Origin of the sequence: Parabacteroides vesiculifaciens, assembly GCF_049860805.1 — a bacterium.
Classification (GTDB): domain Bacteria; phylum Bacteroidota; class Bacteroidia; order Bacteroidales; family Tannerellaceae; genus Parabacteroides.
The window spans coordinates 1,660,361-1,679,813 of the sequence record NZ_CP187555.1; the positions used below are offsets into that span (position 1 = coordinate 1,660,361).

Below are 19,453 nucleotides of genomic sequence, written 5' to 3' on the forward strand. Positions count from 1 at the left end.
ATTACCGTTTGCTTGTTACTTCGGCTTCATATTTCTCTATCTCAGCAATATAATCTTCACCTACCGGCACATCGTTTTGCAGGCAGAACATATCCCAGACAGCCGTCCACGGGAGACTCTTCATTTCCTCCTGCAAAGCCAAACGCTGGAAATACTTACCTTCGGCTTCGTATTGCTGCAAGGTCGCAGACGGTTCGAGAAGGGCTTGCATAAAGGCTTTCTGTGTCGCACGGCAACCGATCACGTACGCCCCGATACGGTTGATCGTCGCATCGAAATAGTCCAGACCGATATGCACCCGGTCCAATGCCTTGCAACGGATAATTTCACGTGCCAAGTCGAGCAAGTCGTCGCTCAGGATCACCACATGGTCGCTGTCCCAACGAATCGGACGGCTCACATGCAACATGATCTCCGGCGTAAAGAGAAGCAAGGCCGAAACCTTGTCGGCAATACTTTCCGTCAGATGGAAATGGCCTGTGTCGAGTGTCACGATCTTATTCTTCTTCGCACCGTAACCTAAGTAGAAATCATAGGAACCGACCGTATAACTCTCCAGGCCGATACCGAACAGTTTTGCTTCGATACAGTCCTTCATATTTTTATACTCGGTTGCAAAAATCTCGTCCAATGACTGTTCCAATATCTGACGGTATTTGAGACGGCTGGCGGGAACTTCCTTGCTGCCGTCATGAATCCAAAGGTTCATGATACAGGGATCATCCTGATATTTACCCATCTCCTCGCTGATCCAGCGGCAGCGCTTCGTATGTTCGATCCAGAAATTACGGATCGCGTCGTCCGGATTCGCCAACGTCAGGTCGCCACTCTTCGGATGCGAGAAAGAAGTGCTGTTGAAATCCAGTTTCATCCCGTTTTCTTTCGCCCACTGCATCCAGCTTTCAAAATGAGCAGGTTCCACTTCGTCGCGATCGACCTTCTTGCCCTGGAAGTCTCCATATATTTCATGCAGGTTCAAACGGTGTTTGCCGGCAATCAGCGAAGCCGCTTTCAGGACATCGGCACGAACTTCGTCGATCGTGCGGGCACGTCCCGGATAGTTGCCCGTCACCTGGATTCCGCCCGTCAGCGAACCGCCCTGGTTCTCGAAGCCGCTCACGTCATCCGCCTGCCAACAGTGCATGGAGAGAGAAATTTTCTGCAATTTGTCCATTGCCTCTTTTACATCTACTCCGACAGCTGCATAGCGTTCAACAGCTGCTTCATACGCTTGTCTGATAATGTTTTCTTTTGTCATGGTCTTATTTTTTTGAGGTTATAGATTGATATTTCTTAAAAGCCTCTTCCCACTCGCCGCTACCTTCCGGCAGAAAGACAGCCGGCGAGAGGAAAGAGTTGATCAAACGGCGCATCTCCCAGCGGTCGGCCACTAATCCTGCCGCCCTCGCCTGCACCATACAGTTGCCGATTGCCGTCGCCTCGGAAGGCCCTGCCACAACCGGCATGTTAATTACATTTGCCGTAAATTGATTGAGAAGATTATTCATCGAACCTCCCCCGATCACATGCAATTTGCGGATCGGGAAAGGAGCTATTTCAGATAACAAGGCCAACACCTCTTTATACCGGAATGCTAAGCTTTCAAAGATACAACGGATAAACTCGTCATCATCCTTAGGCTCCGGCTGCCCCGTCTCGCGACAATAGGCCTTGATCGCCTCTGTCATAGATTCCGGATTGGCAAAACGCGGATCATCGGGATTCACAAAACAGCGGAAAGGTGTCGCCCGCTCCGCCATCTTGACAATCGCAGGGTAAGAATAATCGCGCCCGGCCTTCTCCCACTCTTTCCGGCACTGTTCGAGCAACCACATTCCCGTAATATTTTTCAGGAAACGGGTCGTCCCGTCTATACCGCCTTCGTTCGTAAAATTATGCCGGAAAGATTCTTCCGTGATAATCGGTTCCTCCGTTTCGATCCCCATAAGGCTCCACGTGCCGCTGCTAAGGTAGGCAAACTCCCGGTCCGAAGCCGGGACAGCCGCGACGGCCGAAGCCGTGTCGTGACCGGCGACTGCTATGACAGGCACCTTGCCGATCCCCGTTTCCCGGGCAAGCGCGTCGGTCAACTCCCCTACCACTGTTCCCGGCATCACTACCGGACGCATGATGGAGGGGGCTACACCGGCCGCATCCAGCAAGAACGCCTCGAACTCTTTCGTCGCCGGATTCAGCAGTCCGGAAGTGGAAGCATCCGTATATTCGCAAACCTTTTTGCCCGTCAACAGGTAGGAAAGCAGATCGGGCATAAAGAGTATCTCCTCGGCAGCCTTCAACGGTCCGAAGCCTTCCTGCCCGGCCCGGAACAACTGGAAAACACTATTAAAATTCATGATCTGTATGCCGGTAAGCCGGTAGACTTCCGACCGGGGAATCCGCTGGAAATATTCTTCCGGCGCCCCTTCCGTATAAGGATCGCGATACGCACGCGGCAGTCCCAACAGCGTACCGTCTTTCGCCAGATATCCGAAATCGACACCCCAGGTATCGATCCCGATAGAGTCCGGCACCACGTTCCGGCGTGCACAAATCGTAAGGCTTTCTTTCAAGGCATCATACAACTGATAGATGTTCCAGTACAGTTTTCCATGCAACTCCATGATCGCATTCGGGAAGCGGTGGAGCTCCTGCATTTCAAATTTGTCACCAACCAAGGTCCCTAATACGGCACGTCCGCTGGTTGCTCCTATGTCAAAGGCTAAAAAGTTATATTTCTTCATGGTACAACAAAGTTGTTTGTTTTATGATTGCAAAAGTAAACGGTAAATTACTATCTTTGCTTTTGAAAATGATTTTAAACCTTTCAAATCTGACAGAGGAGATGGAGAAACAACTAAGCGATCAATTAAGATACCTGGCGATAAGTGCGATAGACGAAGAGTGGGGAATTGTCGTCACGACTGTAGGCTACCAGTTTATTCCCCCGAAAGGGAACTATCCTCTTTCGAAGCATCCGGACAATTATAACTTCAAGCCGCAGACCGGGCGAATCCTGAACGAATACCAATTAGTCTATATCACGAAGGGAAGCGGTTACTTCTCCTCACAATCCTGCAAGATGCAAAAGATAAACGCAGGCACGATGATCCTGCTTTTTCCGGGAGAATGGCACAGCTACTACCCCGACAGCGAGACGGGTTGGGACGAATACTGGGTAGGCTTCCGTGGTGTCCACATCGACCGCCGCGTGGAGAAACGCTTTTTTACCCGTGAAGAGCCGTTACAGCACATCGGGCTCAGCGCGACGATCGTCGGGCTATATGAAGACATCCTGAAATTCGCCTCTCAGGAAAAGACGGGCTACCAGGAGATGATTTCGAGTATCGTTCTCCACATATTAGGTACCGTCTATTACAAAAGAAGAAACAACTCCTTTACGAATACCTATGTAGTGGATAAGATCAACGAAGCGCGCATCCTGATGAAAGAGCAAGTGGAAAACCCGTTGACGCCTGAAGAAATAGCCTCCCGCCTGGGGCTCGGTTACTCCTGGTTCCGCCGTATGTTCAAAGAATATACAGGCGTATCGCCCGCCCAGTACCAACTGCAACAGAAACTCCTGAAGGCAAAGGAACTGCTTACCAGTAGCAGTATGAATATCTCTGAAATAGCCTACAGCCTCAAATTCGAGAATGCCGGACAGTTTTCCACCTTCTTCAAGAAGAAAGAGGGGGTGACGCCGTCGGAGTTTCGCGAACGGGCGCACTGAGGAAATTGAAAATTGAAAATAAAAAAATTAAGGGTTGAATTGGAAGGTGATTTTCTTGTTCATCATGTAGTTGACTGCTCCATAGATGAAGAGTCCGAGGAACTGGGCGAGGTATTCGTTCAGGTCGAAGATTTCCACCATGATCAGCAGAGCGAGAAACTGGGCGCAGTAGGCACATCCGAAAGCGATCAGGAAAAGAGGGATTTCACGGCGGAATTTACCGGTACGGGAAGAAAATATCCAGTATTTGCTCCAGAAGAAGTTGTTGATCTGCGCAATCACATAGGCAGTGATGTTGGTAGCGATATAGTTGCAATCGAGCTTGTCCATCATCAGCCAGACAATCAAGACTGTAATCAACGCATTCAACGTACCGATCAGTATAAACCGGATCACGCGTACCATATTTTTAGATTGTAAAACCAAATGTATTTCCTGCTGTTTTTGTTCTTTGAAGTTTGATATTCCGGGACAAATATACGGATAATATGCAAATAGCCATACAATAAGTCACAAAGTATGGCGATCAACCCGTATCTTTGCCGCCATGAAATATTTATTGTTTTACATAATCAGCCTGTTATCCCTCACTGCCTGCATCCGTGAAGATTTGCCTGCGGGTAGTTTTGCTCTGGAAGAAGGCGACCTGCTTCCAGAATTCAGCATCTCCAATCCGGACGGCACGGTCTCGAATAAGGATTTAGAAAATAAGTTCGCGCTAATTATTTTCTTCAGCACGACCTGTTCCGACTGCCGGGAGGCTTTCCCGGATATTTCCACTTTATATAATACGTATAAAGATAACCCGTCCGTCCGCATACTCCTGATCGCCCGCAGCGAAACCGAAGAGCAGGTAACGGCCTACTTCCGGGAACATCAGTACGATATGAAGTTTTTCGCCGATCCGGACCGGAACGTCTACTCCCTCTTTGCCGACAACACCATTCCCCGCGTATTCCTTGCCGACAAAAGCGGTACGATCATCCTGACACAAACGGAAAAGGTGGATGCGGAGGAAATTATGAAAATTACCACTTAGAATACCGCAACAATCCGTTTGACACTTTCTAACTTTTTCAGGAAAGATTTGTCCCGCTTAGTTGTTTGCATATCATAATCGGCTTGCAGTCCTATCAATATATGAGCCGGCAATCCCAAGGCTGCCTCACAAAGCAAAGCAAACTTTGTATTTACGGAGCGTTTGCCGTTTACAATGTCATTGAGTACCGTATATGAGACACCCATGTCAGCGGCAAGTTGCCGTTGAGATATGCCTCGACATTCTATTTCGTCTTTAAGCAATTCCCCCGGATGTGTCGGTTCAAACGGTTCCAAATTATTAGCTATCATATCCCGTTTCACGCCTTTTACTTCTATCATGGATCTGTTCATTTATAATGGTTGGACAATTCCAATATGTTGCAAATGGTGATCCTCGGCTCACCTTTCTCCACCACAGCAAACTCCACTCGATATTGGTCATTCACTCGTATGGAAGAAATACCAGCCTTATCACCCTCTAAAACTTCATAACGCAAAGAGGGTATAAGGAAGAGTTCTTCAATTTTCTTGACTTGTTTCAAGTAATCAACACATCGTTTGTAACGACTCACGATGCTTGGCTGGAAACGATGTTTTTTGTCATCCTTACCCTGTTCATACAGCACTTTCAAATATTCTTTATCGAATGTTACTATCATTTTGCTTTACTTATCAACAAAGATAGTTTTTTTCCTCTAAACATCAACAAAATTGAGGATATTTTTATTGATATCAACTCCATTACAGCAAACAAAGAGCGCAGCCCCCTTTCGTGACCTGCGCTCTCCTTGCCTATTCGTATGATGCTTCCCTTACAATTCACCGGGGCGGTCATCTTCACCCCCGCCACTGCCGTTTCCGGAGTCAACAGGGACAAAAGCGAACCGTTCGAACTTGGCATCCTGTTTTGCCTTACGGAGCAACGAACCCGGGCTGAACACGATACGCGGAGTCTTGATCATCTCCGGATCGAAATCTTCGTCCGTCGTACTTCCAATCGAACCGACACCGTAGCGGAAGTTCCCGAACTCACCGAACTGCACGCGTCGGCCGGCAGACAGATGCTTGCGGATCAGATAATTCATACGGTCGATCACCCCTTTCACCTGGTTGGTCGGAATACCCGCCTCGACGATCTCGTCCAAAAGGGATTCGAAACTGACCAGTTCCATATAGACCGGCTGTGCATACACTTTCTCAGGAACCGCTTCCTGATCTTTACCCAAATTCTTCTTCTTTACCAAACGATACTTTACTGACATAACTGTTTCTGTTTTTTAATTGTGAATAACTTTTGAAATGCTTTGTTCTCGAAAACATGACAAAGATACTCCCACTAAAAACAGCCCAGTCGTCATCTGTCGGCGTGTGTCGGCATTTGTGGGGATGTGTGGGCGGATGTAGGCAAACCGAAACAAAATATGCAACTTAATTGTGTGTGATTACTCCGTCAATGTTTTGTCTCACCTTCTTTACTCTTTGTAAGTAATGGTAAGCCAAGTTCTGCGAGAAATTTATTATGTCTTTCGGAGGCATCAGCTATTTTACCTTCCAGCTCGATCAACTTCTTATTGACTTGCAACAAATCAATTTTCACATCCTCTTTGGCAATGCTAACATAGCGTGAAATATTCAGATTATAACCGTTTCTTTCGATTTCGTCCATCGAGACAGGACGAGAGTAACGTTCTTCTTCTTTCCGCTGCTTATAGGTGTCTATGATTTTGTCAATGTCTTTAGTCCGTAGTTTATTCTGCTTCTTGCCTTTCTCGAAATTTTCTTTGCCGCTGGCGTTGATAAAGAGTACGTCGTCGGACTTCTTACATTTCTTGAGTACCAAGATACATACAGGAATACCTGTTGAAAAGAAAAGGTTTGCAGGCAATCCGATTACAGCATCTATATTGCCGTCTTTGAGCAATTTTGTGCGAATGCGTTCTTCTGCTCCCCCTCTGAAAAGCACACCGTGAGGCAAAATAATCGCCATCGTGCCGTCTTGTTTCAAAAAATGGAAACCATGAAGTAAGAAAGCGAAATCTGCGGCTGATTTGGGAGCAAGCCCATAGTTCTTAAAACGGAAATCTTTCCCCATCTCTTCCGTAGGTTCCCAGCGGTAGCTGAATGGAGGGTTTGCAACAATAGCATCGAACTCTACTTTTTTGGCCGGGTTCATTTCATTCAGCATATCCCAATCATTCAAAAGTGAGTCACCGTGATGGATTTCGAACTCCGAATCTTTGACTCCGTGCAGGAGCATATTCATACGAGCTAAATTGTAGGTCGTGATATTCTTCTCTTGTCCGTATATCTTACCAATACTTCCCCCATTGGTTTTCATCCTGTGGCGCACATTGAGCAGCAAAGAACCAGAACCACAAGCAAAGTCCAAGACGTTTTCAAGTTTTTTCTTCGGTCCGGACTTAGGGTCTTGGGTATCCAATGTGACGATACCCGACAGAATGCTCGACAATTGTTGTGGCGTATAGAACTCGCCAGCCTTTTGTCCTGAACCTGCGGCAAACTCACCGATCAGGTATTCATAAGCATCCCCTAATATATCCGTATCGGTAGAAAACTGAGCGATTCCTTCGGCAATCTTTGTTATCACTTTACAAAGTAGTGCGTTGCGTTCGTCATAATTCTTACCTAACTTGTCCGAGTTCAAATTTATTTCGGAGAAAAGTCCTTGAAACGCCCTGTCGAAAGATTCGTTTTCGATATATTTAAACCCTTTCTCTAGTGTTTTCAGAAGATCATCATTTTGCGTCCGTGCAAGTTCGTAAATATTAGTCCATAGATAGTCCGGTTCAATCACATAATGCACTTTACGGCGCATCTGTTTTTCAAAATCCAATACATCTGCCGGGTTCTCTCCGTACCATAATTGCAACGGTGTCGAAACACCATGCTCTTTCAGTTCTTCCGGTGCTTTATCTGGATAATCCCCTCCGAGTTCTTTTCTTGCAGCCTCTATATAGTTATCTGAAATATAACGCAGGAATAGGAAAGACAGCATATAATCGCGAAAATCATCTGCCATCATTGAACCACGGAGGTCATCTGCTATTCTCCACAGGGTTTTACCCAGTTCGTGCTGTTCTTTTATTGTCATATTTTTATCTGTTTTCTTGTTCTGTTTCTATTAATATCTCAGGCAGGTAAAATTCATACTTTCTCAAAAAGGCATCAAGGATTCGGACAAATAGTTGTTTCGTGTCTCTTCCCATGAATACAGGTTCGTATATCGAATATTTACCATGACTAAGTAAATCCAAAGCTCGTCCAAATAACACCTCATCTTCTATACCATGAATACATTTAGAAAAATGGCTATAACCGAAAAACACCGCTGTTTTTTCAACAACACTGCGCAACATATTAAAATGATATGTGTTTATCTGCACATCGTCTATCGTCTGCCCCTCTTTAGGTAAGAGCCGTTTTAATTCGCATAGAGTTGCGACATGATGAAAGAACGGTGTCTCGTCGGTCGCCCTCAATGTATAGCCGTTTGCCCCGTTTTTGTGAAAGAAATAACTTTTACGTCCATTCCTTTTTAAATCGTTATACATCACATTAAAGAATAAATGGTGATGAGAGGAAATAACGATTTTTCTTTTTCCGGAATCCTTTTTCAGCAGATTACCCAAATCATTGGCAATTGCGATAACGTTATTGTCATCAAGCGAAGACACAGGATCATCTATATAAATATATTTAACCCATGAATATGCCTCGGCTCCATCAATGACCAGTTCGCAAATGGCAAGGAACACACACCATATAAATATGTTTTCTTCACCACGTGAAATCTTTATTTTATCTTCTTCCTCCTTTGAAAAAGAGATATGCCACTCTTCGTAATCGATCTTGAAATCGAACTCTGCATATCGTTGCAAATAACCGAATATCTTCTCTTCTAATGCTAATTCTTTAAACCCGTTGAAGAAGTTCGAATCTGCATTGATCTTGAGAACCCTCTCCGTATCATTTTCAAGGTCGTTGTCCCAATAGAAAAGATCTTCGGTAAAAGCATTGAAGTATAGTGTATCTCTGGTATTAGTTTCCGTATCTCTACCTCTGTTCTTAAATTCCATAGAAAGACGAGTTTTTCCCGTCCCATTATAGGCATATACTAAAACATAGTCGAAATCATTTAAATCAGAACGAAATCTGACGGCAACATCCGACAATGTGTTGTATTTGAATATTTTCGCTTCGTTACTCATTGTAATTTAGGAAATAGTTGTTGCATTAATCCTTTTTTATGGGCTTTTAGTTGGTCGAGTTTTGCGATCTCGGTGGATATGAGTTCGTCTACTGATGATAGGCAATTCGTAACCATCCTAAATTCTTTGTCATTACGTGTTGTCCATATCTTAAAATCTTCAATTTGCTTTAAGCTAATATGGGGAATACCACTACTTGTATTTATTCGATCAATATATTTTTTAAATCGATCTGATCCTATTTGTTGATAAATAAACATGATGAAATCAATATTATCAGCTCTTAGTCTTGCCACACGTTGAACTAATAATGAACCTTCATCTTGCTTATTAATCAATGCAAAATTACGTCCAACTTTTGAACCGTCCATTGCTATAACAAGATCATTACATAATAATCTGTATTTAGATAATGTATGATCTTCTCCGCTGTAAAATCGATCTATATCATTATTATGACGCACTACACCTTCTGTAATATTTATCCCTCTCATTAATGGAATACCGTCGTTATCTTCTAAAATTTCAGTCCCTTTAAACGCATAACCTGTAAGTATATCAATATTACATTTTTTTATTGGCAAAAGCATCCATTCTCCTGCTTTCTGGAATTCGGGAAAACGAAAAGCCGGAGTTGTTTTGCCTTCGGCAGGAAATAGTTGCTGCATCAATCCCTTTTTATACTCCTTCAATGTTTCTATCTTATCTGCTACTGCGCTTATCAAATCATCCAAACTACTCAAACAGTCAGCTATCCTTTGCTGTTCTTCAATTTCTGGCAATGGCACATGAAGGTTTTTAATTTCAGCAGATGCAATGCCCTTAATAGAGGTACCTTGTGTTTCTTGAACCTTTTGTTTCATTATGATTGAAAGCAAATAAGACAGAAAAATATAGTTGCAGTTTATATTACACAGATTAGTAAAATCTTGGCTGGTACATATATCTACTCTGCTAAAAGCTACTTTTCCTACACCTACACGGGATACGATGTGAATACTTGGAGCTTTACAAAGTTTGGTCGCAGAGTTTTTAATCGCATCTTTTGTTATATGTCTTGTAGGAGTTATTTCAGATATGTTATTTTCGTTAATGTCTGATGAGGATATCCAAGGAATGTCACCATTCCAATATACGTCATTAGATGATGTTGGAGTTCCTCCACCTATAATTTCACATATTTCCAATATTGGTGTTCTCTTCCACCCTTCACCATCCCGAAACTCCGGAAACCGCAAAGCAGGCACAACCGTTTTTATATCCTTATCTTTTGTCATAACATCAATCTTCATAAGCAGACAATCCTGAAATTTCACGGCCAGCGGCCAAACGTTTCAATAATGGAACGAGATCATCCATCAGGGCTAATTCAGCCTTGATACGCGCTTTCCATCCTAATTCCAACGGAGCTAACAAATCACTCAGTTTTTCGCCATCGAATATCATTCGATCCATTATCTGTTCTACAAATTCGCGTAACGAATCTGCTGTGATACTGTGTTTGTCGGCAATGGATGCCAATTGTCTAGCATATTTCTCTGCCTTAAATGCTTCGTAACCCTCTTTTATCTCCTGTTCTGTCTTACCGTTCACTTCGTCGAGACTATCGATGTATTCTCGAATATCGTCCCGTTCATCAATCAGGTTGGCGCTCGATGCCACAAGGCTGATCAACTGCTCTTTGGTTACTCGTTGCTTGCTGTTTTTGCTATTCGTATAGCGGGCGATTAATCCCATTATATAATCGTAGTCAATGACTGCCGAAGCAAAAAGAACAAATTCAAAATCAAGGTCTTCAACCTGTGGACTAACCTCATGGTCTTTGCCTGTCTCCCGCTGTTTGCGTAATTGTTGTGCCGTTTCAATATAGGCTCCACGGAACGAACGCAAAGTCTCTTCTGGCAACAGTTCTTCGATTTTTGCTTTCTCCTGCTCGTTAATATCGGTATATTGCTCCAACTGGGTTCTGTATCGTTGTACTTCTTTGAAACAGTTGATAAAACCGGCACGAGCCTCATCTCCCTGCAAACTATAAACATTTTCAGCTTGGCACTCCAATCCTTGCGATTGCATATATTCACTCAACTTCTGAACGGCATCTTGGAACTTCTCTATCACTTTCGGGGCAGAATCTACAAGCCATATCTCTTTAGGATTATCGGTCTTCTCTCCAGAGAATAACGCTATCGCTTCATCGACAGCATCTTGCTGACCTCTAAAATCAAGGATGTTACCATATGGCTTAGTGTCGTTCAAAATGCGATTGGTACGTGAGAACGCCTGTATCAGACCGTGATATTTCAAATTTTTATCAACATATAATGTATTGAGATATTTAGAGTCAAAACCTGTCAGCAACATATCCACGACAATCGTTATATCGATCTTATTTTTGTGTGGATAGTCTTTATTGCTATATTGTTGATCTTTGATGCGTTTCTGCACATCCTGATAGTAGGTATCAAACTCTGCAATCGTATGGTTGGTCTTATACTGCCGGTTATAGTCGTCAATAATCGTCTTCAACGCCTTTTTCTTTTCTTCAGGCTCTTCACGGTTATCATCCTGCTCTTGCGGCAGATCTTCCTGTATTTGCTGAATATCTTTATTTCCTTCGGCAGGAGGCGAGAATACACAAGCTATGTTAAGCGGTTCGTAATTTTCATCCTGCTGCTTTAGGCTTTCTTGTGCGCTGCGGAACAGTTCGTAATACTCGATAGCTTCATTGATAGAAGCTGTGGCAAGTATGGCATTAAACCTACGGGAATGAGTTGCAGCGTCATGTTTCGATAATATCGCATCTACCACCGCTTGCTTCTTGAGCGTACCATCTGCCCGGCGGTCACCTGTCTCTTTGGGCTTAAAGTAATCGACATGGAAACGTAAGACGTTTTTGTCCTCGATAGCATGTGTTATGGTATAGGCGTGCAGCCGGCTTGGGAAAATATCTTCCGTGATCTTGTACGAGGCTTGCTCTCCGCTTATTTTTGTATAGGTTGCATTCTGTTCAAATATAGGTGTTCCGGTGAAGCCGAAGAGTTGGGCGTTCGGAAAGAACTCTTTAATTGCCTTGTGATTGTCTCCGAACTGGGAACGGTGGCATTCATCGAAAATAAATACAATCCGTTTATCCTTTAGATGGATTAAACGGTCCTTATAGTTGTTTTTATTGGACGAATCGAGAGCGACACCCAATTTTTGAATGGTAGTTACAATCACTTTGTCGGCATAGTCGTCCGACAACATGCGTCTAACAAGAGTCCCTGTATTGGTATTCTCTTCTACGCAATTTTCCTGAAATTTATTAAACTCCTCACGGGTTTGTCTATCCAAGTCTTTACGGTCTACCACAAACAAGCATTTATCAATGTCGGGATTATCTTTTAGCAGAGTAGATGCTTTGAATGATGTAAGCGTCTTGCCACTTCCTGTCGTGTGCCAAATATAACCGTTACCTCTGTTTTGATGAATACAATCTATGATTGCTTTTACCGCATATATCTGATAGGGACGCATTATGAGCAACCTTTGTTCACTGACAACCAAAACCATATAGCGGTTAATCATCTCCCCCAATGTACATTTCGACAAAAATGCCGTAGAAAACGCATCAAGGTGTGTTATTTTTCTGTTTGACTCTGTCGCATATTGATAGACTGGCAAAAACTGCTCATCTGTATTGAAACTGAAATATTGATCGTTATTATTGGTGAAATAGTAAGTATTTGCCTGATTGCTTACGATAAAAAGTTGCATAAAACAGAGTAATGTATTCGTGTACCCGTTACCCGTATCACTTTTATAATCAACAATTTGTTGCATTGCCCGGCGAGGACTTACATCCGAAGCCTTCAACTCTACCTGAACTACAGGAATGCCATTGATCAATAAAATCACATCATACCGATGATAGCTGTTATTGGTATTTATACGCAACTGATTTATCACCTCATAATCATTCTTACACCAATCTTTGATATTGACCAGCATATATTGTAACGGCGTCCCGTCTTCACGCATAAACGTATTGATTCCTCGCAGCCTTTTAGAAGAAGCAAAAACATCAGCGTCAATGATCTCTTCAAGTAGACGACTAAATTCAGAATCGGTCAAATGAACTCTGTTCAATGTTTCGAACTTTGTTCTAAAATTCCTCTCTAATGAATTCCTATCACGAATATCGTCACGATAGGTGTACTTGAGATCTATTAATTTATTAATAAAGTGATCTTCTATTTGTTTTTCCTTAGATATCATACTTATCCACTCTTTAGCTATCTATTGAATCCTTTATTTCAATACCTAACACATTTGCAAAATCGAAGAGTCGCACCTACTCTCGATATTTTTATTTGGCCATAAAGATATGAAATATCCCTTTTATATAAGCCTAATTTTTTCATTTCATATCATGGCACACCGATTTTGTAGGGTGAATTATGCGAAATTATATTTCCTTTTGATATTTCCAGCTTATCCCCCATCTCCTACCCTTATTGTATAATTCCACTAATTACCCGTTGGTCTAAATCGAAATACCATCGCATCTATTTCGATTTTATACCCCATATATTTCAAATTTCCCGCAAGGGTAATATTTATTAACAAACACAATTTTCAATAACATACTATTATACAGCGGAATACGATAATACACGTTTTCAAGGGGGATATTGTCTGTTTTAACATTTAAATCCGCCCTACCGCAGACATCTTTTCCGGTTCTTGCGAATAAAAGCGGAGAAGAGCAGGAAACGAGGTTTCGAACTTATATTTCAAAACCTTTGAATTATAAGACTTTTCTATTACTTTTGCCGGCATAGAACCAGGAAGTCGTACCTTTAATGGAAATTCCGGAGTTCGACTTTTTGGTTTACGCTAATACTAAATCCATCAATTCATTCTCCCCTTTTTCATACACCGGAAAGTTAACCTGCGGTTTTTTAATAACATTAACAAAAAAAACAACTATCAAAATGGCAAGACCCATAAGAAAGGGACTCGGCTATTTTCCGTTGGACACCCATTTCATGTCCGACCGGAAAATACAACGCCTTGCGCAACGATACGGATGCAACGGCATCTGCATCTACCTCGCCACCTTGTGCGAAATCTACGGCGGGAACGGATATTACGCCCGCTACGACAGCGATTTCTGTTTCGACATCGGTTTCACGACCGGACAGGACGAAACGCTTGTGAAAGATGTGATCGGATTCTGTGTGCAGATCCGCCTCTTCGACAGCGAATTGATGGAATACCGGCAGATACTCTCGTCCGTCGGAATCCAACAACGTTTCGAAGAGATCAGCCGGCGTACGGCTGTACGGATCGATACGGATATCAACCTGCTCGTTCCCCAAACATTATCGACAGATAAAAACGGGGCTACTAAGGCCCATGCAGAAGTTAATGCTACAGAAAGCACCGTTACTGTTGCAAAAACTACCGCCAATGAGGCTGATTCCAGAGTTATTGCGACAAAAACACCCGTTTCTGCTACAATAACCCCGGTAAATATAAATGGAAATATAAATACAAATACAACAACTCAAAAAACAAGATTTTATGGAAATCAACCAAACGATCATGGGGAAGCTGCCCGGCGGGCAGAAATCCTCCGCATGGCTCAAGAAGCAACAAGAGGCCGCTGAGATGTGCAAACGCTACGGGGCGGCCGAACAATTCCTGAAACTGTTCACTCCTGACTTGCAAATCGCTACGGCACGCAACGAGGCACGGGCTTATCTCGGCTCCGCCCCGTCGCTGGAGGTCATGGCGGAAGGCTATGGCTGGCAAACCGTCATTGTCTGGCTCTGCATCCTGATCGAAAATTTGAATAACTTCACCGGAGTAAGAGAAAAAATGCAGGTTGCACGGCAGAGGGAATTGGCTGCCTTGATACTGGCTGAATATCCCAATCTGAAGGCATCGGAAATTTTGCTGTTTTTCCATCGTCTCAAATGCGGACGTTACGGACGGTTCTACGGGATGGTGGACGCATTGTTCATCACCTCCTCGCTCCTGCAATTCACCGAACAGAGACGCACGGATATCATCCGATATAAAGAAGAGCAATCGCGTGTCGAAAAATCGGCCTTGCCGCCAACCGACACGAGCAAATGCATCACACGTGAAGAATATCTGGAACAAAAACGACTAAAAAAGAACAAGAATGGATAAAGATCGTATCTACGGCCATGCCGAACTGGCCTTGATGTATTTCAAAAACATACAGCCTAAATCGGCATCCACGCAACTGGCACGCTGGATCAGACGTGACGAAGAACTGTGGGAAGAACTCTTGCTCGCGGGTTACCACAAAGGCCAGAAGGTCTTCACTCCACTGCAAACCGCCATCCTCGTCGACCATTTGGGCGACCCGGAAACTTGGGAAGTTAAATAACAACGACTACCGATAGGCTTTCCTCCAGTCCGACTTCCCGGGTTCTACCCGGCAAACACGTTTTATGCCGACTGATACCGACAAATACCGACACTCGCCGACCAAAGGCGATTCCCCTTCCCGCCCTCCTCCTATCTTCGCTTTCGGGAATTAAAAATTGAGAATTGAAAATTAAAAGATCATGAGAAAAATCAATCTGATTGTCTTGCATTGTTCTGCCACGAGGGAGACACAAGACTACACGTCCGAACAGTTGGAACGCGACCACAAAGCACGCGGGTTCGTCCGGGCAGGCTACAACTACTATGTCCGCCGCAGCGGTCAAATCGTCCCCATGCGGCCTCTCGAACAGATTCCGGCACATGTGAAGGGCTACAACCGCAACAGCATCGGCATTTGCTACGAAGGCGGGTTGGATGCCGCCGGCAATCCTGAAGACACCCGGACGGACGAGCAAAAGGAATCACTCAAAATTCTGCTGAAACTCTTGAAAATAAGATATCCGATGAGCCGGATATGCGGCCACCGGGATTTAGGAGCACACAAAGCCTGTCCTTGTTTTAATGCGGAGGAAGAATATGCGGAACTGTAAGAAAATGCACCATCCGTTCACCTGCCAGCTGACCGTGGCCGTCGCACTGTCGCTGGCGGGGATCGCACTGCTGTTCATGGGATTCTGGTGTTCCCCGGCAGGCGAGATACATAATTCCGTACTGGTCGGATTCGGCGAGATATCCACTTTTTCCGGTGCGCTGTTCGGAGTCGACTATACCTATAAATACAAATACAGGAAACAAGATGAAAAAAAATAAAGGATTCCGGTTTACGATCGGATGCCCGGCAATAGGGCTACTATTGCTCCTGCCGTCCTGCTCGGTACGAAAACAACGGGAAAAATCGACATGGCGGCAGGAGGAAACGTACTGCCTGCACACAGACAGTCTCTTTTCGAGAGGCAAGCGCAGGATGGAGAGCGAGAGCATCCGCCAGTGGGAAATGGTCCGCCTTTCTCCACCCGACAGCGCAGGCAGGCAACACGTATCGGCAGTTGTCCGGAGCCGGGACACCCGGAGCAGCCGTTCCTTCTCGGAGGACAGCCTGCGGCGAAACGTCACCGGAACCGTCCGGCAAAAGGAGGACGACCGTTCGCGAGACAAGGCAGAAAAACAGCAGACCCCGACCGCCTTATGGAAATGGGCGGCCGGGGTCATTGCCGTTATCGGCGGAATCACAGGACTCCGCAGGATCGGCAGGCATTAGCGTTCGGCGACAGGAACGTATTTCAGTTCTTCGAGGACGTTCTTGTAGGCCGGGCGGATGATGCGTTTGCCTTCGAAGTTCAGCTCTTCGATGCGGTGGGCAGTCCATCCGACGATACGTGCCATAGCGAACAGAGGCGTGTAAATTTCCTGCGGCAATCCGATCATTTCATACACGAAACCGGAATAGAAATCGACGTTCGAGGAGACGCGTTTCTTCGTTCCTTTATGCTTGGCGAAACATTCGATGGCGCGCGCTTCGAGCAATTCGAGGAAAGCAAATTCTTCTTCACGCCCTTTTTCCTTCGCGAGATCGCGTGCCAGCTCTTTCAAGACAACGGCACGGGGATCGGAAATCGTATAGACGGCGTGTCCGATACCGTAGATCAGGCCGGTCTTGTTATAGGCTTCCTTGTTCAGCATACGCATGAAATAGGTATCTATCTCGTCCACATTCTTCCAGTCGGCGATATTCTCTTTCAGATGATGGAACATATCGACAACCTGTATATTGGCTCCCCCATGCAACGGGCCTTTCAGCGAACCGATACCGGCGGCAATGGAAGAATAAGTGTCCGTACCGGTGGAACTGGTCACACGGACGGTAAACGTGGAGTTGTTACCTCCGCCGTGTTCGGCCTGCAGGACAAGCAACAGGTCGAGCGTACGGGCTTCCAGGTCGGTGAAATCTTTTTTCAGCATATGCAGGAAGTTCTCGGCGATCGAAAGGTTTTCATGCGGGTGGCGGATATGCAGCGAACGGCCTTGCTGGCTGTGCCGGTAAATATTGTAAGCATAGGCGATGATGGTCGGGAAACGTGAGATCAGTTCGATCGACTGGCGCATCAGGTTGTCGCGCGAGGTATCGTCGGGGTTCGGGTCGAACGTGTACATTTCGAGGACGCTACGGGCCAGGATGTTCATGATGTTCTGTCCCTCCAGGTCGAGGATGTTCATCTTCGTCTTCTGTTCGAGCGGCATATTGTCGCAGATCAGTTCCTTGAAACCTGCCAATTCTTCCTTGTCGGGCAATTTTCCGGACAGAAGCAGGTAGGCGACTTCTTCAAAGCCGAAACGTTTTTCCTTGATCAGCCCGTGTGCGATGTCTTCCACATCATACCCGCGGTAAAACAGCTTTCCGGGGATCGCTTTCAGACCGCCTTCGGGCAGGCGTTCGTAACCGACCACGTTGCCGACCTTCGTCAGCCCTACCAACACACCTGTGCCGTCTTCGTTACGAAGCCCGCGCTTCACATTGTACATCGGGAACAGTTCGTTGTCAATCTTGCATGCTTCTTTGGATGCATCGGACAATTTGTAAATAATATATTCTTTCTTCATGACAGTAATTTTTTAATCTATTCAATTTCTTTGTCGTTACAGGATCGACATTATATATTCGCCAAACTCCCGGGTGCCGAGAGATTGTCCGTTCGGCATGAAACGGGCCAGATCGTGGGTGGCCTTTCCTTCGGAAAAGGCGTGTTCGAGCGCGGCGGTTATCAGCCGTCCGGCTTCGTTCCATCCCATATATTCGAGCATCATGACGGAAGAGAGCAAGAGGGAGCAGGGGTTCACGACGTTTTTGCCGGCGATGTTGGGCGCTGTCCCGTGTGTCGCTTCGAAGATCGCATAGCCGCTGTCGTAGTTGATGTTGGCTCCAGGTGCAATGCCGATACCGCCTACCATCGCCGCCAACTGGTCGGAGACATAATCGCCGTTGAGGTTCAGTGTGGCGATCACCGAATATTCTTCCGGCACGAGGAGGGTGTTCTGCAGGAAAGCGTCGGCAATCACATCTTTGACGACGACCTTTCCGGCTGCCTCGGCTTCCAAGAGAGCGGCTGCGGCGGCATCCTCTCCTTTTTCCTTCTTAATCTTCTCATACTGGGGCCAGGTGAAGGTCTTATCGGGAAATTCGCGTTCCGCAAGCGCATATCCCCACAGTTTGAATCCGCCTTCCGTAAACTTCATGATGTTTCCTTTATGCACCAACGTGACGCTGGGCAGGCGGTTGGCCAAGGCAAACTCGATGGCGGCGCGTACGAGACGTTCCGTACCCTCGATCGAAACAGGTTTCACGCCGAAAGAGGAGGTTTCGGGAAAACGCACCTTCGTCACACCCATCTCTTCCGTCAGGAATTTGAGGAATTTGCGGGCTTCGGGCGTCCCTTGCTGCCATTCGATGCCGGCATAGATATCTTCGGTGTTCTCGCGAAAGATATACATATCGACTTTTTCCGGTTCTTTGATGGGAGTCACGACTCCACGGAACCAGCGTACCGGACGGAGGCAGACATAGAGGTCGAGGGTTTGCCGGAGGGCAACGTTCAGCGAACGGATGCCGCCGCCGATGGGGGTTGTCAACGGGCCTTTGATCCCGATCATATATTCACGAAAAGCCTCCATCGTTTCGTCGGGCAGCCAACTGCCGGTTTGCTTGAAGGCTTTCCCGCCAGCCAGCACTTCCTTCCATTCGATCGCCCGCTTGCCGCCATACGCCCTGCCGATCGCTTCGTTGACGATGCGCTGGCAGACCGGCGTGATTTCCGCACCTACTCCATCTCCCTCTATAAAGGGAATGACTACTTTATCGGGGACAAGGAGCGTCCCGTTTTGTTTTGTAATCTTGTTCATAATACTGATTATTTATTTTTATGGATGATGATTTATGGGTGTGAATTAATAATGGAGACTCGTAGAGGCGGGGTTCTACTCCGCCCAATGGAAATAACGTCTGCCTTGCCGGATTCAAAGGGCAGAGCAGAGCCCTGCCCCTACGGGATGA

At 45.5% G+C, this 19,453-nt stretch carries 20 protein-coding genes; 8 read left to right on the forward strand and 12 right to left on the reverse strand.

The window, feature by feature from the left end:
• Position 1: 1 nt before the first annotated feature.
• Together ACPYIV_RS06735 and ACPYIV_RS06740 are read right to left on the reverse strand one after the other, a co-directional pair.
• A complete protein-coding gene (locus ACPYIV_RS06735) occupies positions 2 to 1,258 on the reverse strand; it encodes an L-rhamnose isomerase (RefSeq protein ID WP_195280754.1) in 1,257 nt (418 codons plus the stop codon).
• A gap of 4 nt (positions 1,259 to 1,262) precedes the next feature.
• A complete protein-coding gene (locus ACPYIV_RS06740) occupies positions 1,263 to 2,741 on the reverse strand; it encodes a rhamnulokinase (protein WP_425886191.1) in 1,479 nt (492 codons plus the stop codon).
• A 101-nt stretch (positions 2,742 to 2,842) separates the two neighbouring features.
• Here ACPYIV_RS06740 and ACPYIV_RS06745 point away from each other — a divergent pair, with 101 nt between their 5' ends.
• Entirely contained in the window at positions 2,843 to 3,730 is an 888-nt protein-coding gene (locus ACPYIV_RS06745; protein ID WP_293734567.1) for an AraC family transcriptional regulator, read from the forward strand.
• A 27-nt stretch (positions 3,731 to 3,757) separates the two neighbouring features.
• Here the strand turns inward: ACPYIV_RS06745 and ACPYIV_RS06750 are convergent, their stop codons facing one another.
• Positions 3,758 to 4,135, reverse strand: coding sequence for a GtrA family protein (locus ACPYIV_RS06750; RefSeq protein WP_293741036.1), 378 nt, complete (start codon positions 4,133 to 4,135; stop codon positions 3,758 to 3,760).
• A gap of 142 nt (positions 4,136 to 4,277) precedes the next feature.
• Here ACPYIV_RS06750 and ACPYIV_RS06755 point away from each other — a divergent pair, with 142 nt between their 5' ends.
• Positions 4,278 to 4,769, forward strand: a complete 492-nt coding sequence (locus ACPYIV_RS06755) for a TlpA family protein disulfide reductase (protein WP_300761976.1) — start codon at positions 4,278 to 4,280, stop codon at positions 4,767 to 4,769.
• Here ACPYIV_RS06755 and ACPYIV_RS06760 read toward each other — a convergent pair.
• The 7 genes from ACPYIV_RS06760 to ACPYIV_RS06790 all read right to left on the reverse strand — a co-directional run bounded on the left by ACPYIV_RS06760 (position 4,766) and on the right by ACPYIV_RS06790 (position 13,257).
• Positions 4,766 to 5,110 (reverse strand): HigA family addiction module antitoxin, encoded by a 345-nt coding sequence (locus tag ACPYIV_RS06760; protein WP_008149372.1) that lies wholly within the window; start codon positions 5,108 to 5,110, stop codon positions 4,766 to 4,768. The two genes, ACPYIV_RS06755 and ACPYIV_RS06760, sit on opposite strands and share 4 nt — an antisense overlap.
• 8 nt (positions 5,111 to 5,118) lie before the next feature.
• The gene (locus ACPYIV_RS06765) at positions 5,119 to 5,430 is read right to left on the reverse strand and encodes a type II toxin-antitoxin system RelE/ParE family toxin (protein ID WP_087375565.1); all 312 of its coding nucleotides are present in this window, start codon (positions 5,428 to 5,430) and stop codon (positions 5,119 to 5,121) included.
• Between the two features lie 153 nt (positions 5,431 to 5,583).
• Positions 5,584 to 6,033 (reverse strand): DsbA family protein, encoded by a 450-nt coding sequence (locus ACPYIV_RS06770; RefSeq protein ID WP_008149358.1) that lies wholly within the window; start codon positions 6,031 to 6,033, stop codon positions 5,584 to 5,586.
• Positions 6,034 to 6,221: 188 nt separating this feature from the next.
• Positions 6,222 to 7,883 carry a type I restriction-modification system subunit M gene (locus tag ACPYIV_RS06775; RefSeq protein ID WP_425886192.1) on the reverse strand — a complete coding sequence of 554 codons (1,662 nt, stop codon included), beginning with the start codon at positions 7,881 to 7,883 and terminating at the stop codon, positions 6,222 to 6,224.
• Positions 7,884 to 7,887: 4 nt separating this feature from the next.
• Positions 7,888 to 8,868 (reverse strand): AAA family ATPase, encoded by a 981-nt coding sequence (locus ACPYIV_RS06780; protein ID WP_425886193.1) that lies wholly within the window; start codon positions 8,866 to 8,868, stop codon positions 7,888 to 7,890.
• Positions 8,869 to 8,996: 128 nt separating this feature from the next.
• Positions 8,997 to 10,277, reverse strand: coding sequence for a restriction endonuclease subunit S (locus ACPYIV_RS06785; protein WP_425886194.1), 1,281 nt, complete (start codon positions 10,275 to 10,277; stop codon positions 8,997 to 8,999).
• Positions 10,278 to 10,281: 4 nt separating this feature from the next.
• Entirely contained in the window at positions 10,282 to 13,257 is a 2,976-nt protein-coding gene (locus tag ACPYIV_RS06790) for a type I restriction endonuclease subunit R (RefSeq protein WP_425886195.1), read from the reverse strand.
• Positions 13,258 to 13,976: 719 nt separating this feature from the next.
• On the opposite strand from ACPYIV_RS06790, the gene ACPYIV_RS06795 reads away from it, so the two are divergent.
• From ACPYIV_RS06795 to ACPYIV_RS06820, 6 genes are all read left to right on the forward strand, one after another.
• Entirely contained in the window at positions 13,977 to 14,654 is a 678-nt protein-coding gene (locus tag ACPYIV_RS06795; RefSeq protein ID WP_293734907.1) for a DUF4373 domain-containing protein, read from the forward strand.
• Positions 14,569 to 15,183, forward strand: coding sequence for a DUF6633 family protein (locus tag ACPYIV_RS06800; protein WP_293740752.1), 615 nt, complete (start codon positions 14,569 to 14,571; stop codon positions 15,181 to 15,183). Before ACPYIV_RS06795 ends, ACPYIV_RS06800 begins: the two co-directional genes overlap by 86 nt.
• Entirely contained in the window at positions 15,176 to 15,406 is a 231-nt protein-coding gene (locus tag ACPYIV_RS06805; protein WP_293734905.1) for a DUF4248 domain-containing protein, read from the forward strand. Before ACPYIV_RS06800 ends, ACPYIV_RS06805 begins: the two co-directional genes overlap by 8 nt.
• Before the next feature lie 181 nt (positions 15,407 to 15,587).
• The gene (locus tag ACPYIV_RS06810) at positions 15,588 to 15,998 is read left to right on the forward strand and encodes an N-acetylmuramoyl-L-alanine amidase (protein ID WP_293740751.1); all 411 of its coding nucleotides are present in this window, start codon (positions 15,588 to 15,590) and stop codon (positions 15,996 to 15,998) included.
• Positions 15,985 to 16,218, forward strand: a complete 234-nt coding sequence (locus ACPYIV_RS06815; protein ID WP_293734903.1) for a hypothetical protein — start codon at positions 15,985 to 15,987, stop codon at positions 16,216 to 16,218. Before ACPYIV_RS06810 ends, ACPYIV_RS06815 begins: the two co-directional genes overlap by 14 nt.
• Complete coding sequence (locus tag ACPYIV_RS06820) at positions 16,205 to 16,666, forward strand: hypothetical protein (protein WP_293740750.1); 462 nt, start codon at positions 16,205 to 16,207, stop codon at positions 16,664 to 16,666. Before ACPYIV_RS06815 ends, ACPYIV_RS06820 begins: the two co-directional genes overlap by 14 nt.
• Here ACPYIV_RS06820 and ACPYIV_RS06825 read toward each other — a convergent pair.
• Both ACPYIV_RS06825 and icd read right to left on the reverse strand, forming a co-directional pair.
• Entirely contained in the window at positions 16,663 to 18,006 is a 1,344-nt protein-coding gene (locus ACPYIV_RS06825; protein WP_293733780.1) for a citrate/2-methylcitrate synthase, read from the reverse strand. The genes ACPYIV_RS06820 and ACPYIV_RS06825 overlap by 4 nt on opposite strands.
• A gap of 36 nt (positions 18,007 to 18,042) precedes the next feature.
• Positions 18,043 to 19,302 (reverse strand): NADP-dependent isocitrate dehydrogenase, encoded by a 1,260-nt coding sequence (gene icd, locus ACPYIV_RS06830; RefSeq protein ID WP_425886196.1) that lies wholly within the window; start codon positions 19,300 to 19,302, stop codon positions 18,043 to 18,045.
• Positions 19,303 to 19,453 lie beyond the last annotated feature (151 nt).